Annotated in this window: 11 protein-coding genes; 3 read left to right on the forward strand and 8 right to left on the reverse strand. The window is 66.8% G+C overall.

Annotated elements, in window-relative coordinates:
• Positions 1 to 210 precede the first annotated feature (210 nt).
• The 6 genes from NFG58_RS14575 to NFG58_RS14600 form a co-directional block, all read right to left on the reverse strand.
• Complete coding sequence (locus tag NFG58_RS14575) at positions 211 to 1,014, reverse strand: Cof-type HAD-IIB family hydrolase (RefSeq protein WP_222517168.1); 804 nt, start codon at positions 1,012 to 1,014, stop codon at positions 211 to 213.
• 181 nt (positions 1,015 to 1,195) lie between these two features.
• Positions 1,196 to 2,908, reverse strand: a complete 1,713-nt coding sequence (gene nagE / locus NFG58_RS14580) for an N-acetylglucosamine-specific PTS transporter subunit IIBC (RefSeq protein WP_348826833.1) — start codon at positions 2,906 to 2,908, stop codon at positions 1,196 to 1,198.
• On the reverse strand, positions 2,905 to 5,478 hold the full coding sequence (ptsP, locus tag NFG58_RS14585; protein ID WP_348826834.1) for a phosphoenolpyruvate--protein phosphotransferase: 2,574 nt from the start codon (positions 5,476 to 5,478) through the stop codon (positions 2,905 to 2,907). Before ptsP ends, nagE begins: the two co-directional genes overlap by 4 nt.
• 28 nt (positions 5,479 to 5,506) lie before the next feature.
• On the reverse strand, positions 5,507 to 6,526 hold the full coding sequence (locus tag NFG58_RS14590) for an SIS domain-containing protein (RefSeq protein ID WP_348826835.1): 1,020 nt from the start codon (positions 6,524 to 6,526) through the stop codon (positions 5,507 to 5,509).
• Complete coding sequence (gene nagA / locus NFG58_RS14595) at positions 6,510 to 7,646, reverse strand: N-acetylglucosamine-6-phosphate deacetylase (protein ID WP_348826836.1); 1,137 nt, start codon at positions 7,644 to 7,646, stop codon at positions 6,510 to 6,512. The genes NFG58_RS14590 and nagA overlap by 17 nt, the downstream gene beginning before the upstream one ends.
• A gap of 9 nt (positions 7,647 to 7,655) precedes the next feature.
• Positions 7,656 to 8,390 (reverse strand): GntR family transcriptional regulator, encoded by a 735-nt coding sequence (locus tag NFG58_RS14600; protein WP_108133240.1) that lies wholly within the window; start codon positions 8,388 to 8,390, stop codon positions 7,656 to 7,658.
• Between the two features lie 317 nt (positions 8,391 to 8,707).
• Here NFG58_RS14600 and NFG58_RS14605 point away from each other — a divergent pair, with 317 nt between their 5' ends.
• The 3 genes from NFG58_RS14605 to NFG58_RS14615 all read left to right on the forward strand — a co-directional run bounded on the left by NFG58_RS14605 (position 8,708) and on the right by NFG58_RS14615 (position 13,007).
• The gene (locus NFG58_RS14605; protein WP_348826837.1) at positions 8,708 to 10,648 is read left to right on the forward strand and encodes an exoribonuclease II; all 1,941 of its coding nucleotides are present in this window, start codon (positions 8,708 to 8,710) and stop codon (positions 10,646 to 10,648) included.
• A 189-nt stretch (positions 10,649 to 10,837) separates the two neighbouring features.
• On the forward strand, positions 10,838 to 11,953 hold the full coding sequence (locus NFG58_RS14610; RefSeq protein ID WP_108133238.1) for a glycosyltransferase: 1,116 nt from the start codon (positions 10,838 to 10,840) through the stop codon (positions 11,951 to 11,953).
• Positions 11,946 to 13,007: a lysylphosphatidylglycerol synthase transmembrane domain-containing protein gene (locus tag NFG58_RS14615; RefSeq protein ID WP_231498677.1), complete on the forward strand. Its 1,062-nt coding sequence runs from the start codon at positions 11,946 to 11,948 to the stop codon at positions 13,005 to 13,007. The genes NFG58_RS14610 and NFG58_RS14615 overlap by 8 nt, the downstream gene beginning before the upstream one ends.
• A 121-nt stretch (positions 13,008 to 13,128) precedes the next feature.
• Here NFG58_RS14615 and sucD read toward each other — a convergent pair whose 3' ends face one another.
• Both sucD and sucC read right to left on the reverse strand, forming a co-directional pair.
• Positions 13,129 to 14,001 carry a succinate--CoA ligase subunit alpha gene (sucD, locus tag NFG58_RS14620; protein WP_045992944.1) on the reverse strand — a complete coding sequence of 291 codons (873 nt, stop codon included), beginning with the start codon at positions 13,999 to 14,001 and terminating at the stop codon, positions 13,129 to 13,131.
• Positions 14,001 to 15,167, reverse strand: coding sequence for an ADP-forming succinate--CoA ligase subunit beta (gene sucC, locus NFG58_RS14625; RefSeq protein WP_045992945.1), 1,167 nt, complete (start codon positions 15,165 to 15,167; stop codon positions 14,001 to 14,003). Before sucC ends, sucD begins: the two co-directional genes overlap by 1 nt.
• Positions 15,168 to 15,323 lie beyond the last annotated feature (156 nt).

Genomic DNA, 15,323 nt, shown 5'->3' on the forward strand with positions numbered 1-15,323 from the left:
GACGAGCGAAGGTTAGACAAGGCAAAAATCGGTGAGAAAGCGCAGTTTACGGGGTGTAAATGAGCATTTTGACCGGGCTGGCGCACCAGACGATTTTTAACGCCGTATTACCGAGCGCAGGCACTTTTCAGACAAGCCCTAGCCCGCCGCCCCACCACTGCCCCAAGTGTGGCCTCAGTGTAGCGCGCTGCCTTTGCCTCGGCCGCCCCGTCAGCCGTCCAGCCCGAACCGCTGCCGCAGGTGCTGGGCCACCGCTGCCTCGGCGTGGTGACCGATCACGCGGGCCTCGGGCAGATCCTCGGCCAGCCTGGGATGGGCGTTGGCCATCACCTGGGCCTCGCCGGCCAGCGCCAGCATCTCCAGATCATTGAGGTTGTCGCCGAAGGCCAGGCAACGGGTGGCGGGGATGCCGAGGTCGTCAAGCAGTGCCGAGACGGCGGTGCCCTTGTTGACCCCGGCGGCCATGATCTCCAGCGAATGACTCATCGAGTAGGTGATGTGAAGCGCCTCCCCTGCCGCCTCCCGGGCGCCGGCTTCGATGTCGGCGAGCAGACTGGGGTCACCGATATAGAGCACCTTGCCGACCCCCTGGACGTCCATCTCTCCCGGTCCCTCCACCCGGTAGCCGAAGCCGGTGGCCTCGTGCAGCGACAACAGACCCGGGGCGTGATCATCGATCACCCAGGCCTCGTCGCGGTACATGTTGAGGCGTACGTCGGGATGACGCGGCAGCTGGATCAGCGCCTCGACCAGCTCCGGGGCGAGGTGTGCCGACCGCACGCAGCGGTCGCTCGGGTCCAACGTCCAGGCGCCGTTGCTGGAGATGATATGGGCGTCCACCCCCAGGCGATCGCGAAAGCCGATCATGTCGCGATGATGGCGGCCCGAGGCCAGGGCGATACGGTGGCCATCGGCGGCCAGTCGACGCAGGGTCTCGACGGTCAGCTCGGCCAGGTCATGGTTGGCACCCAGCAGGGTACCGTCGAGGTCGGACACGATCAGGTGAGGCAGCATGGCGACTCCGGGTCTTCAGGGGGAACGGGGAAGTCTACACCAGATGGCCAGGCGTAGAACGCCAGCGGCGGCACACCCTGAAGTGTGCCGCCGCTGGCGGTAAGGCGAGATGACCGCAGGTGGCGGGCGCATCACACTCGCCACCTGCCACCCAGCGGGCTACCACTCAGCGGGCTACCACTCAGCGGGCTACCAGCCCTGCCTGGTGCAGACCACCGGCCAGGGCCTCGGCGTCCTTGCCCACCACCAGGTGCCACACGCCATCGGCTACTCGCATCACGCCGTGACAACCCAGCTGCGCCAGCGCCTGCTCGTCCAGCGCACCGTCGCTGCCGACCTCCAGGCGCAGACGGGTCGCCGCCCGGGCTTCCAGCGCGCGAACGTTGTCCGAGCCACCCAGCGCTCGGGTCCAGGCGTCTATCTGCTCGTCATTGAGACTCTTGGCGCTCACCACCTTGGGGACGCCGGTGGCGATAGGTGCGGGGTCGGCGCCCACCGGCGGGGTCTGGCCCTCGGCGGCCATGGCGGCGCGAATCTCATCGGACACGCTGTCGGCGATGGGGCCCAGGATGACCTGGATGCCACCTCCGCCGAGGCGCATGATGCCACGCGAGCCCAGCGCCTTGAGTGCCGGCTCGTCGATCTGCTCCGGCTCCTTGAGCACCAGCCGCAGGCGTGTGGTGCAGGCACCGACGGCCTCGAGGTTGGCGGCACCGCCGAGTGCCGTGACGAAGGCCGGCCCCCGCTCGCCCAGGTCCTCGGCTTGTACCTTGGCGCCCTCGTCCATCGGCTCACGCCCTGGCGTCGGCAGATCGAAGCGCACGATCGCCCACCGGAACAGCACGTAGTAGACGCTACCGATCACGAGCCCCACCGGCAGCATCAGCCAGCCGTTGGTGGACAGACCGTAGGACAGGGCGTAGTCGAAGGCGCCGGCTGAGAAGGTGAAGCCAAGCTTGACGTCGAGCCACTGCATGATCGCCATGCTCAGCCCGGTCATCAGCGCGTGGAAGGCGTACAACAGCGGCGCCAGGAACATGAAGGTGAACTCGATCGGTTCGGTCACCCCGGTCAGGAAGGCGGTCAGCGCCAGCGACATCAAGAGCCCGCCGACCTGGGCGCGACGGCCCTTGTCTGCGGTGTGGTACATGGCCAGTGCCGCCGCCGGCAGACCGAACATCATCACCGGGAAGAAGCCGGCCATGAAACCACCCGCCGCCGGGTCACCGGCGAAGAAGCGATTGAGGTCACCGGTGGCGTCACCGAAGCTGCCGAACACGAACCACACAAAGCTGTTGAGCACGTGGTGCAGGCCGGTGACGATCAGCAGTCGATTGAGCGCACCGTAGACGAACTTGCCAAAGGCGCCGGCGTCGATCAGCCAGTGTCCCAGGGTGTCGATGGCGTGCTGGATCGGCGGCCAGCCCCAGCCGAAGGCGATCCCCAGCACCACCCCGGCAAGGCCGGTGGCGATGGGCACGAAGCGCCGTCCGCCGAAGAAGGCCAGATAGTCGGGCAGTTTTATCGCCTTGAAGCGGTTGTACAGAAGCCCGGCCACGGTACCCATGATGATGCCGGCCAGCACCCCCATGTCGATCTCGGGGTTGAGGCTTTGCAGCACCGCGTCCAGCACCAGATAGCCGATCACCCCGGCAAGTCCCGCCGCGCCGTTGCTGTCGTCGGCAAAGCCGACGGCGAGGCCGATGGCGAAGATCAACGCCAGGTTGGCGAAGATCGCCTGACCGGCGCTGGCGACGAAGGCGATGTCCAGCAGGTCCGGCTGGCCCAGGCGCAGCAGCAGGCCGGCCACCGGCAGTACCGCGATCGGCAGCATCAAGGAGCGCCCGAGCAGCTGAAGCGCCGCCATCAGGCGTGAACCAAAGGAGGTGGTCATGTCAGGATCCTCTCGGGTGTGGGTTCGACGTCGAGGGCGGCGTCCACCAGCGGTGCCAGAGCCTTGCGCACCGAGGCCGCATCGGGCATCGCCAGCAGGGTGTCGATTTCACGCGCGATCACGGCGGCATCAAGCCTGCGCAGGCGGGCCTTGACCGAAGCGATACGCGACGGCTCCACCGACAATTCCGACACGCCCATGGCCACCAGCAGCGGGCCGGCCAGGTCGTCACCCGCCGCGGCGCCACACACCCCCACCGGGCAGCGGTTGGCGGTGCCCGACAGGGTGGCCTGGATCAGCCGCAGCACTCCGGGATGCAGCACGTCGGCCTGGGCCGCCAGCTGAGGATCCTCGCGGTCCATGGCCAGGCCATACTGGGTCAGGTCATTGGTGCCGATCGACAGGAAGTCCGCGACCTTGGCCATGGCGGCGGAGCACAGCGCTGCGCTGGGCACCTCGATCATGGCGCCGAGCAGCGGCAGTTCGGTCAGCCGCATCTCGGCGGCCAGGGCCTCCATGCGTTCGCGCACCCACTCGAGTTCGCTGGCATCGCTGACCATCGGCACCATGATGCGCAGATGACGCAACGGCTTGACCCCGAGCAAGGCCTTCAACTGGGTATCCAGCAGGGCCGGCTGGGTCTGCCACAAACGCATGCCGCGCACGCCCAGCGCCGGGTTGGGGACGGTGGGCAGGGTGAGGTACGGCAACTGCTTGTCGGCACCGATATCCAGAGTACGGATGATCACCGGCCTGGAACCCAGCGCATCGACGCTTGCCTGGTACTCCTGACGCTGGGCGTCCTCGTCCGGCGCTGCGCCACGCCCCAGAAAAAGAAACTCGGAGCGCATCAGGCCGACGCCATCGGCACCACAGTCGCTGGCCTGGCGGGCTTCCTCGGCGCTGCCGATATTGGCCGCCACCTCGACCATGTGGTTGTCCCGGGTGACCACCTCCAGGTGAGCCTCGGCGCGTTCTTCCTCGGCGCGCGCCTGGCGGGCGGCGATGTCCGCCACCACCTGGTCGCGACGCGCCTGGTCGGGCTCGAGTTCCAGCCGGCCGTTGTCGGCATCCAGCACCACCGCCCGATCCAGACACGACTCGGTCGCTTCCATCAGGCCGCCGCCCATGGCGACCAGGCACGGCAATCCCCTGGCCCTGGCCATGATGGCCACGTGGGAGGTGGTGCCTCCGGCGGCCAGGCATATCCCTGCCGGCGCCAGGGCGCAGAGATCGACGAAGGTGGACGGTGTCAGATCCTCTGCGACGACGATGGCGCCGGGGGTGATATCACCGAACCCGCTGCCCTCGCCTTCGCTGAATTCCAGCATCACCTGGCGTTGCAGATCACGCAGGTCGGCGATCCGCCCGATCAGGATGGGGTTACCAGTGGCCCGCAGCCGATCGGCCTCGGCATCCAGCGCCTCGCGCCAGGCCTGGCCAGGGCTTAGTCCCTCTTCCAGGCGGCTGATCGACGAGGCCACCAGATCAGGGTCTTCAAGCCACGCCTGGTGCGCCTCGAACACCTCCGCCTCGGCGGTCTGGCCACTGCGCTCGGCGCGCTCTCGGGCGGCCTCCAGCTGGCGCCCGACGCGTTCGAGCGCCTCTTTCAGACGCGGACTTTCCAGCTTGCGCCCCAGCCCTTCCAGCGGTACCTCGGGTAACTTGACCGACAGTGTCGCCAGCGGACCGGTCGCGATCCCGGCGCTGGCCACAAGACCTGCGAGCTGTCCGGCGGGCAGATCGACGCTGGGCGCTGCCGATGATGTGGCGGCCTCCGCCTGTCCTGGGCCATGCCCTTCCGGGGTGGTCAACAGCGCCATCGCTGCCGCCAGGGCCGCGTCGGCCTGACGCCCCTTTACTCTGATGACCACCTCGTCACCGCACTCGAGCCCCAGGTTCATCAGGGCGCTGACACTATCCGAACTGGCCGTGCGAGCGTCGCGCAGCAGGCTCAGGCTCACCTGGTGATCACGCGCGATGGCACGCAGGCGTGCCGCCGGCCGGGCGTGCAACCCTGACTCGATCGCCAGTACCAGAGAGCGCTCCAGCGCCTGGTCATCGCCGCCTTCTTCATCGGTGACATCATCGGCAAGCCTTTCGGGGCCCAGCACCACCAGCGGATCACCGCGCTGGACGATATCGCCGGCACGCAGGTCCAGCGACACCCACTCACGACCTCCGGCATCCAGCACCACCAGTGGTGTCACCAGCGATACCGCCTCGCATACCAGTTGATCCACATCGAAGTAGCACAGCGGCTCGCCCGCCTCGATGCGCTGGCCCAGGCTGACGCAGGGCTCGATGCCCTTGCCTTCGAGGGCGACGGTGTCGAGGCCAAGATGAACCAGTACCTCGACGCCCTCGTCGCTCTTGATGGTGAAGGCGTGATGGGTACGGGCACACTGAATCACCTCGCCGGCGCAGGGCGCGTGCAGGCAACCGCCCAGGGGATCCAGGGCGATGCCCTGGCCGAGGGTACCCTCGGCAAAAACCGGGTCCGGCACGTCGGCCAGGGGGACTACCACCCCCTTGACCGGCGCCACCAGAGTGACATTGCTGGAAGTCATGATCGGCTCCGTATGATTGTCGTAGTGATTAGAGCGTGCAGGTCACCTTGCGCAGGTGCCTCGGTTGATCCGGATCGATACCGCGAGCCTCGGCCAGGCGGGCCACCATCGGATAGAAGCTCTGGATCACCGACACCGGTTCCAGCGCCTCGTGACCCGCCGAGGTCAATGTCAGATGGCGCTTGGGCACACGGTCGTCGGCGGCCAGCAGCACCTTGGCACCCACGCTCTCGAGCCACTCGGCCAGCTCCAGCAAGCCCTGCTGTTCGGCGCCGGGGGGGGCGAACACCAGTACCGGATAGCCTGGCTCGATCAGCGCCATGGGGCCGTGCTTGACCTCGGCGCCACTGAAGGGCTCTGCCTGAATGGCGCAGGTTTCCTTGAACTTGAGCGCCGCCTCCTGGGCGATGCCAAGCCCGGTACCCCGGCCGATGACCATCAGCCGATCGGCGTCCTTGAGCGCTTCTACCGCCGTGCTCCAGTCCTGGGCGGCGGCGTCGGTGAGGCGGTCGGGCAGCTCATTGAGCGCCCCCAGCAGCATGGCGCTCTCGTTCCAGTGCGCCATCAGCTGGGCACCGGCGGACAGGGTCGCCAGGAAGCTCTTGGTGGCCGCCACACTCTTCTCTTCACCGGCAAACAGCGGCACTTCCAGATCGCTCGCCCGGCCCAGTGGTGACTCCGGCGTATTGACCAGCGCGATGGTGGTGGCACCACCCTGCTTCAGCGCCTCCTGGCTCGCCACCAGATCGGGACTCTGGCCCGACTGGGAGATGGCGATGGACAGCTGGCCGGCCAATCGCCAGGGCGTACGCGACAGGGTCGACAGTGACGGCGGCAGCGAGGCCACCGGAATGCCGCGAGTCTGCATGCACAGGTAGGCGAGATAGCTGGCGGCGTGGTCAGAGCTGCCCCTGGCCACGGTGACGGCGCCTGTCGGCGGCTCGGCACGCAGGCGATCACCCAGTTCCCGCAGCACTGTCTGGTTACGCGTCAACTGACCGCGCAGGCGTTCCGGCGCGTTCAGCGCCTCTTCAAGCATGAGTGACATGGGATTCTCCAGAGACAAGACGACCGTCCAGATGGACAGAGGTAAGGGTGAGTTCGGGGTCGAGGGTCACGATATCGGCGCGGGCCCCGGCCCCCAGGCGACCGATGTCACGGCGCCCGAGGAAGTCCGCGGGAAAGCGCGACAGCCGATCCGAGGCCTCGGCCAGGCTGAGCCCGACACTGACGAAGTTGCGCAGCGCCTGATCCATGGTCAGGGTGCTGCCGGCCAGGGTGCCGTCGGCCAGACGCACGCCGCCCAGGCACTTGGTCACCTTCTGCTCGCCCAGGCGGTAGTCACCGTCGGGCATGCCAGCCGCCGCGGTGGAATCGGTCACCGCATAGAGCCGCGGAATGCAGCGCAGCGCGGTGCGAATGGCGCCGGGATGTACATGCAGCAGATCGGGAATGATCTCGGCGTACTCGGCGTGGGCCAGCGCCGCCCCGACCATGCCCGGCTTGCGGTGGTGCAGCGCGGTCATGGCGTTGAACAGGTGGGTAAAGCCGCAGGCGCCGTGGGACAGCGCCTCGACGCCTTCTTCGTAGCTGCCCAGGGTATGGCCCAGCTGGACGCGCACGCCCTTGTCGGTGAGGTGACGGATCACTTCGCCATGGCCGCTGATTTCCGGTGCCAGGGTGATCAGCAGGATGGGCGCCAACGCCATCAGTTCATCCATTTCGGCGACGCTGGCGACCTGGGCGTGGGCCGGCTGGGCGCCGAGCTTGCCAGGATTGATGAAGGGCCCTTCGAGGTGTACGCCGAGCACCCGGGAAGCCGCGGGGTCCGGGGCGTCCATATAGCCTGAGATCTCGCCCAGAACCGTACGCACCTCTTCCGGGCGCGCGGTCATGGTGGTCGCCAGCAGGCTGGTGGTGCCAAACCGCAGGTGAGTGCGGGCGAGGGTCGAGACGGCCTCGCGCCCCTCCATGGCGTCGGCTCCGCCACCACCATGCACGTGCAGGTCGACGAAGCCGGGGATCAGCCGAGGGGCATCATTGGTAGAGGGGTCCACGGGGGAGCCCTCGATGGCGGCGATCCGGCCCTGTTCCAGCCGAATCTCACCCAGGCGCCAGCCCTCGGGGGTCAGCACGTTACCGGCAAGGCGGGTGGGAGCGGTACTCATGGCGGTCTCCTAGCGGGCGAGTTCGACGGTGAAGTCGTAGTAGTCGGTACGGCAGTAGGTGATGGTCAGCTCCGCCGGGGTGTCGTCGGCCAGGTAGCCCAGCCGCGTCACCTTGAGCAGAGCCTGGCCTTCGGCCACCTGGGCAAGCCCGGCGAGTTCGGCGTCGGCATTGACCGCGGTGACCTGCTGACGGGCACGCACGATGGGGCGACCAGCCTGCTCGAGCCATTGATACAGCGAGACGTCGACCGCCATGGGGTCCGGCAGCACCGTGACCGGCAGGCAGCTCTCCTCCACCGCCATCACCACGTCATCGGCCAGACGCAGACGCTTGAGTCGCGACACCTGGGCATTGCTCGACAATCCCAGGCGTAGATTCTCCTCGGAGCTCGGCTGGCAGCGCTCGCGTCTCAGCCACTCGGAGCGCGGCGAAAATCCCCGCTGGATCAGCATGTCGCTGAAACTCGCCAGTCGGGTCAGCGGCTGATCCATGCTGGGACGAATAAAGGTGCCGGAGCCGCGGTCGCGTCGGATCAGGCCGCTTTCCTCCAGCTGGTCGAGGGCCTTGCGCGCCGTGATGCGTGACACCGCCAACGCCTCGGCCAGGTTGCGTTCCGACGGCAGCGCCTCTCCGGCGCGCCAGCTGCCACTGCGGATGGCCGCCTCCAGGCCGTTGGCCAGCTGGCGGTACAGTGGCGTGGCAAGCGAGGCGTCGAGGTGCAGGTGCTCGAATCGTGAATCCATGGCGGCGTGGTCCCTGGGAGCTTGGTGATAACCACTATAGCTCCACCTAGAGACCAATTAAATACCAATCTAATACCACATTGGTCGAACCCTGACTGTGCATTTCACGGCGACCCACACGCCCCCTCAACTCCTCTACCGAGGTATTCCCACGGGAGCGAAAGGAGGCGTAGCAAGGATGCCGCACAGGAAGCGGTGAAATTTTGCCGAATGCCGTTTCCAACCCCTTGATTTGTGGCCTCGGGCTCCACGGGGTTTGGCCGGGGCTGCAACAATCCGTATAGTGGCCCCCTTATTCCCGCCACTCGATCGTGACCATGCTGCAGAACAACGCCTTGCTGGCTCAGCTCAAGCAACAGATCCGCGATAACACCCCCCGCGTCACGGGTGTCATCAAAGCCACCGAAAAGGGCTTCGGCTTCCTCGAGTGCGAGGACGGTGCGTCCTATTTCGTGCCGCCCCCCGCCATGAAGAAGGTGCTGCACGGCGACCGCGTCGAGGCAGTGCTGCACGAGGAAGGCGAGCGCAAGTCGGTGGAACCCGACACCCTGATCGAGAGCAACATGCAGCGCTTCGTTGCCCGGGTGCAGAAGCGCGATGGACGCCTGGCGGTGGTGCCTGATCACCCGTCGATCAAGACCGCCATGAAGGCACGCATCAAGCGCAGCCTTGAGGAAGACGCCATCGGTGACGGCGACTGGGTCGTGGCGCGTCTGGTGCGCCACCCGCTCAAGCCCGACGATCGCGCCTTCTTTACCCAGATCGACGAGCTGGTGGCCAAGACCGATGATCCCGCAGTGCCCTGGCGCGTCACCCTGGCCCGCCACGCCCTCGAGCAGGAATGCCCCGACGCCGGCAACGACTGGCCGCTGCGCGACGAAGGCCTGGAGCGAAAGGACCTGACCGCCGAGCCCTTCTTCACCATCGACGGCGAGAAGACCCGGGACATGGACGACGCCTTGCGCGTCGAGGTCCGTGAGGACGGCGGCTGGCGCCTGTCGGTGGCCATCGCCGACCCTACCGCCTACGTCGAGGAAGGCCACGCCGCCGACCTCGAGGCCCGCACCCGCGCCTTCACCGTCTACCTGCCGGGCCAGAACGTCACCATGCTGCCCGAGCAGCTGGCCGACGATCTGTGCTCGCTGCACGAGGGCCAGGAGCGCCCGGTGCTGGCCTGTCGCCTGGACGTCAACGCCGATGGCAGCCTCGGTGACTATCAGTTCTTCGCTGCCACCGCGCGTTCACAGGCTCGCCTGGTCTACGACAACGTCTCTGACTGGCTCGAGGGCCAGGGCGAATGGGCACCCGACGACATCATCGGTGAACAGCTCAAGGCCCTCCGCGATCTGACCGAGGCACGCACCGCCTGGCGTCAGGAGCACGCCCTGGTGTTCAAGGACCGTCCCGACTATGTCTTCGACCTGGACGAGGCCGGCAACGTGCTGGCGATCCGCACCGAAGAGCGGCGCATCGCCAACCGCATGATCGAAGAGTCGATGATCGCCGCCAACGCCTGCTGTGCGACGCTGCTGGCCGACAAGGTCGGTCACGGCATCTTCAACGTCCATCGTGCCTTCGAGGACGACAAGGCCGAGGCCGCCCAGAGCTTCCTGGCGACCCAGGACATCGCCGTCGAGCGTGAGGCGCTGACCGACCTGTCGCGCTACAAGGAGCTCAAGCGTGCGCTGGAAAGCCGCGACGATGCCTGGCTCGACGCCCGCCTGCGCAAGTTCCAGGGCTTTACCGCCATGTCCGCCCAGCCGGGCCCGCACTTTGGCCTGGGACTGGCCGCCTACGCCACCTGGACCTCGCCGATCCGCAAGTACGGCGACATGGTCAACCACCGCCTGATCAAGCGCGTGCTCAAGGGCGAGCAGGCGCCGAAGGAGGCCAGCGTCGAGTTGACCGAGCAGCTCACCGAGCGCCGTCGCCTCAACCGTCTGGCCGAGCGCGACGTCAAGGACTGGCTCTACGTGCGCTACCTGACCCCGGCGGCCAAGCAGCAGGACGTGTTCGATGCCGAGATCATCGCCATCAACCGCGGCGGCATGCGGGTACGCCTGACCGCCAACGGCGCCACCGCCTTCGTACCGGCACCGCTGATGCACGCAGACCGCGACAAGGTGGTGGTCGACGACAAGGAAGGCCGCATCCAGATCGAGGGCGAGGAGCGCTTCAAGCTCGGCGACGCGGTACGCGTCGCCCTGACCGAAGCCAAGGAAGAGACCCGCTCACTGGTGGCCCAGCCCGCCGCCTGAGCGATCCTTCCTGCTCGGTCGCGGCGGTAACACCGCTATCGACCTCGAAGTACAGAAAACGGCGACCTTCGGGTCGCCGTTTTTCGTTCTCCGCCCGGGCGATTCTTCCAGGCACCTTTCCCTGTCGCTGAACTGACTTATTTCCCTCGTAGGCTCATGGCAATGACGCGCTCGCCATGGAGGCCCCTTTTGCATCTCGCCGACGTCACCATGTTTCACGCCCCCGCCAGCGGCGGCGTACGCACCTACCTTCAAGCCAAACACCGGGTGTTTTCGCGCTTCCCGCAGTTGCGCACCAGTCTGCTGGTGCCGGGGGCCGAGCGAGACAGCCTCGGCGACCATCACCAGTTGCCTGCACTGCGCATCCCGCTGGGCCAGAGCTACCGCTTTCCGCTGCGCCGCCGGCCCTGGCGCGACGCCCTGGTGGAGCTATCGCCGGATCTGATCGAAGCCGGCGACCCCTACGTCACCGCCTGGGCGGCACTGGACGCCGGCCAGCGTCTCGGCGTGCCGGTGGTGGGCTTCTACCACTCGGACCTTCCTCGGTTGATGGGGGATCGCTTCGGGCCGATGGTGCAGCGACGGCTGGAGCGCTACGTGGTCGACCTTTACCGCCGCTTCGACAGCGTACTGGCGCCCTGCCAGGCGATGGCCGACCGTCTGACGTCCTGGGGCGTCAAACGGGTGCGGGTGCAGCCCCTTGGCGTCGATCTGGCGACCTTTCACCCGGACAGGCGCGATCCCGAGCTCAGGCGCAAGCTGGGGCTCGGCAACGACAGCCGTCTATTGGTGTTCGTCGGGCGCTACTCACGAGAGAAGAACATCGAGGTGTTGCTGGACACCGCCAGGCGCCTTGGGCCTCCCTACCACCTGCTGTTGATGGGCCCCGGCATGCCCACCGAGGTGCCCGCCAACGTCAGCGTCATCAATCGCTGCGTCGGCGTGCATGAGGTCGCCCGTGCGCTCGCCTCCAGTGATGCCCTGCTGCACGCGGGCACCCGCGAGACCTTCGGGCTGATCGCCCAGGAAGCCATGGCCAGCGGCATCCCGGTGATCGGCGCCAGGGCCGGTGCGCTGATCGAGAACGTGCCATTGGGCGGCGGCGTGCTATGTCAGCCACATTCGGCAGCCGCCATGGCCGAGGCCACCGAGGCGCTGTTCGCCAATGATCCGCAATCGGCCGGGCGCCACGCTCGGCGCTTCGTCGAGCGCCAGTTCGACTGGGACAAGGTGATGATTTCGCTGCTCAACCATTACGAAGCCGTCATCGATCCGGTCTGCCCGCGCGATCGGCGCCATGGCTAGGTTTGGGCCAACACCATCGCTGGACAGGCGCCTGCGTGCCCCTGCCGGGATGCAATCACGCCTGTGGTGGAAGGCCGCCCTGCTGATCCTGACCCTGGCCATCACCCTGCTGCTGCCGTGGTGGCTGGGGGGCGCCGGCACCTTCACTGCGGTTATCGCCTTCCCGCTGCCCCTGCTGGCGCTGATGGTAGCCCTGGCGGTGATCTGCTGGAACCTCAACGCGGCGCGCCTGCGGCTGATGCTCGACGGACGAGCCGGCCGCCTCGGTCAGGGCGGTGCCCTGGCGATCGAGATGTCGTCGAAGTTCGCGCTATGTGCCACCCCGGCCGGGGGCGGAGGCGTCGCCACCCTGCTGTGGCTGCTGGCACGCCGGGGCTATCCGCCGGCCCAGGCCTCGGCCATCTTTCTGGTCGATCAACTGGCCGACATGCTGTTCTTCAGCCTGATGCTGGGCGTACTGGTGTCGCTGTCGATGAGCGGACTGGCCAGCTGGCCTCACCAGACCCTGGTCGAGGCCTCCCTGGCGGCGCTGCTGCTGGCGCTTGTGGTGTTTGCGGTGGTGATCGTGTGGCTACCCTGGCTGCTGCGCCATGTCTCTCCCCCTCCCTTTGTCGGCTCGGGGCCCAGGCGCTGGATGACCCGACGCCTGCTGCGCTGTCGCCGGACCCTGGCGAGTACGCTTGCGCTGCCCAAGGGCGTGCTGATGGCGATCTTCGCGCTGTGCTGCCTGCACTGGCTTGCGCGCTATAGCCTCCTGTATCTGGCGGTGCTGGGGGTGGGCGGCGGCGCCGACTGGGCCTGGACCTTTCTAGTGCAGATGCTGGCCATGGCCGCCAGCCAGTTGAGCGTGCTGCCGGGCGGCGCCGGCGCCGCGGAGGTCAGCGTAGGCGCCCTGCTGCTGCCGCTGATGGCCCGAGAGCAGGCCGCGGCGGCGGTGATCGTCTGGCGCCTGGTCAGCTACCACCTCTATCTGGTGGCGGGCGCGCCGGTGTTCGTGGCACAGGTGGTCGGCTGGTGGCGCACGCGGGCCAATCAATCGTCGCCTCGTCCCTAACGCCTTCCGCGTACTTCCCCCTTCGACCCGCCCCTTCGTCGCATCTGGTGGAGTTCCAGCCACAAAAAAGGCCACCCGGAGGTGGCCTTTATTCTGACGCTTATTCTGACGGTAGGACCGCTTACCAGCCGGTCGCTTCCTTCAGGGCGTCGCCGATCTCGGCCAGGGAGCGCACGGTCTTGACGCCCGCGGCTTCCAGGGCGGCGAACTTCTCGTCCGCGGTGCCCTTGCCACCGGCGATGATGGCGCCGGCGTGGCCCATGCGCTTGCCGGGAGGAGCGGTGACACCGGCGATGTAGGACACCACCGGCTTGGAGACGTGCTCCTTGATGTAGGCAGCAGCCTCTTCCTCGGCGGTACCGCCGATCTCACCGATCATGACGATGGCCTCGGTCGCCGGGTCCTTCTCGAACATCTCGAGGATGTCGATGAAGTTGGAGCCCGGGATCGGGTCACCGCCGATGCCCACACAGGTGGACTGGCCGAAGCCGTGGTCGGTGGTCTGCTTGACCGCTTCGTAGGTCAGGGTGCCGGAACGCGACACGATACCGACCTTGCCCGGCTTGTGGATGTGACCCGGCATGATGCCGATCTTGGTCTCGCCCGGGGTGATGACACCGGGGCAGTTCGGACCGATCAGACGCACGCCCAGCTCATCGCACTTGACCTTGACGTCCAGCATGTCGAGGGTCGGGATGCCTTCAGTGATGCACACGATCAGCTTGATGCCGGCGTTGGCGGCTTCCAGGATGGAATCCTTGCAGAACGGGGCAGGCACGTAGATCACGCTGGCCTCGGCGCCGGTCTGCTCGACGGCTTCCTTGACGGTGTTGAACACCGGCAGGCCCAGGTGCTCCTGGCCGCCCTTGCCCGGGGTCACGCCGCCGACCATCTGGGTGCCGTACTCGATGGCCTGTTCGGAGTGGAAGGTCCCCTGTCCGCCAGTGAAGCCCTGGCAGATGACCTTGGTGTTCTTGTCGATCAGGATGCTCATTACTTGCCCTCCGCTGCCTTGACGACCTGCTGAGCCGCATCGGTGAGGCTCTTGGCAGCGATGATGTTCAGACCGCTGGAGGCCAGTTTCTCGGCACCCAGCTCGGCGTTGTTACCTTCCAGACGCACCACGACCGGCACATTGACGCCGACCTGCTCGACGGCACCGATGATGCCTTCAGCGATCATGTCGCAGCGCACGATACCGCCGAAGATGTTGACCAGCACGGCCTGCACGCTGTCGTCGGACAGGATGATCTTGAACGCCTCAGCCACGCGCTCCTTGGTGGCGCCGCCGCCGACGTCAAGGAAGTTGGCCGGCTGGCCACCGTGGAGCTTGATGATGTCCATGGTGCCCATGGCCAGGCCAGCGCCGTTGACCATGCAGCCGATGTTGCCTTCCAGGGCGACGTAGTTCAGGTCCCACTGGGCAGCGTTGGCTTCACGCTCGTCTTCCTGGGACGGGTCACGCATTTCCTGCAGATCCGGGTGACGGTACAGGGCGTTGCCGTCCAGGTTGATCTTGGCGTCGAGGCAGTGGAGATTGCCTTCGTCGGTGATCACCAGCGGGTTGATCTCCAAAAGCGCCAGATCCTTGTCGTGGAACATCTTGGACAGACCCAGGAAGATCTTGGTGAACTGCTTCACCTGCGCGCCTTCCAGGCCGAGGGCGAAGGCCAGCTCACGCGCCTGGTAGGGCTGTGCGCCGACCAGCGGGTCGATCTCGGCCTTGAGGATCTTCTCGGGCGTCTCTTCGGCGACCTTCTCGATCTCGACACCACCTTCGGTGGAAGCCATGAAGACCACACGCTGGGTGCCACGGTCGACCACCGCGCCAAGGTACAGCTCATTGGCGATGTCGGTGCAGTTCTCGACCAGGATCTTGGCGACCGGCTGACCGTTCTCGTCGGTCTGGAAGGTCACCAGGTTCTTGCCCAGCCACTGCTCGGCGAAGGCCTTGGCTTCGTCCGGGCTCTTGATCAGCTTGACACCACCGGCTTTGCCGCGGCCACCGGCGTGGACCTGGGCCTTGACGACCCACATGTCGCCGCCGATCTTCTTGCAAGCCTCGTAGGCTTCTTCGGGGGTGTCGCAGGCGAAGCCCTTGGAAACGGGCAGACCATAGTCGGCAAACAGCTGCTTGCCTTGATACTCGTGAAGGTTCATCGATTCATGCCATTGGTTGCATGTGACTCGAACGGCGACCCACCCTGCCCCGAGGGACGAAAGTCATCGGGTCGCCACCGACCGCCACCGATACATGGTCGGCGGCGATGCGCTCGCGGAAAACACCGGCAAGCCTGCCAAAACTGCACAGGCTTG

This window comes from Halomonas sp. RT37, from assembly GCF_040070525.1.
In the GTDB taxonomy this organism is placed as follows: domain Bacteria; phylum Pseudomonadota; class Gammaproteobacteria; order Pseudomonadales; family Halomonadaceae; genus Halomonas; species Halomonas litopenaei.

Excerpts from the sequence above, each read along its gene's own strand:
- nagA (WP_348826836.1), bottom strand. The coding sequence starts at position 7,646 with ATGAGTACCGCTCCCACCCGCCTTGCCGGTAACGTGCTGACCCCCGAG.
- ptsP (WP_348826834.1), bottom strand. The coding sequence starts at position 5,478 with ATGACTTCCAGCAATGTCACTCTGGTGGCGCCGGTCAAGGGGGTGGTA.
- sucD (WP_045992944.1), bottom strand. The coding sequence starts at position 14,001 with ATGAGCATCCTGATCGACAAGAACACCAAGGTCATCTGCCAGGGCTTC.
- nagE (WP_348826833.1), bottom strand. The coding sequence starts at position 2,908 with ATGACCACCTCCTTTGGTTCACGCCTGATGGCGGCGCTTCAGCTGCTC.
- sucC (WP_045992945.1), bottom strand. The coding sequence starts at position 15,167 with ATGAACCTTCACGAGTATCAAGGCAAGCAGCTGTTTGCCGACTATGGT.
- NFG58_RS14615 (WP_231498677.1), top strand. The coding sequence starts at position 11,946 with ATGGCTAGGTTTGGGCCAACACCATCGCTGGACAGGCGCCTGCGTGCC.
- NFG58_RS14605 (WP_348826837.1), top strand. The coding sequence starts at position 8,708 with ATGCTGCAGAACAACGCCTTGCTGGCTCAGCTCAAGCAACAGATCCGC.
- NFG58_RS14600 (WP_108133240.1), bottom strand. The coding sequence starts at position 8,390 with ATGGATTCACGATTCGAGCACCTGCACCTCGACGCCTCGCTTGCCACG.
- NFG58_RS14590 (WP_348826835.1), bottom strand. The coding sequence starts at position 6,526 with ATGTCACTCATGCTTGAAGAGGCGCTGAACGCGCCGGAACGCCTGCGC.
- NFG58_RS14575 (WP_222517168.1), bottom strand. The coding sequence starts at position 1,014 with ATGCTGCCTCACCTGATCGTGTCCGACCTCGACGGTACCCTGCTGGGT.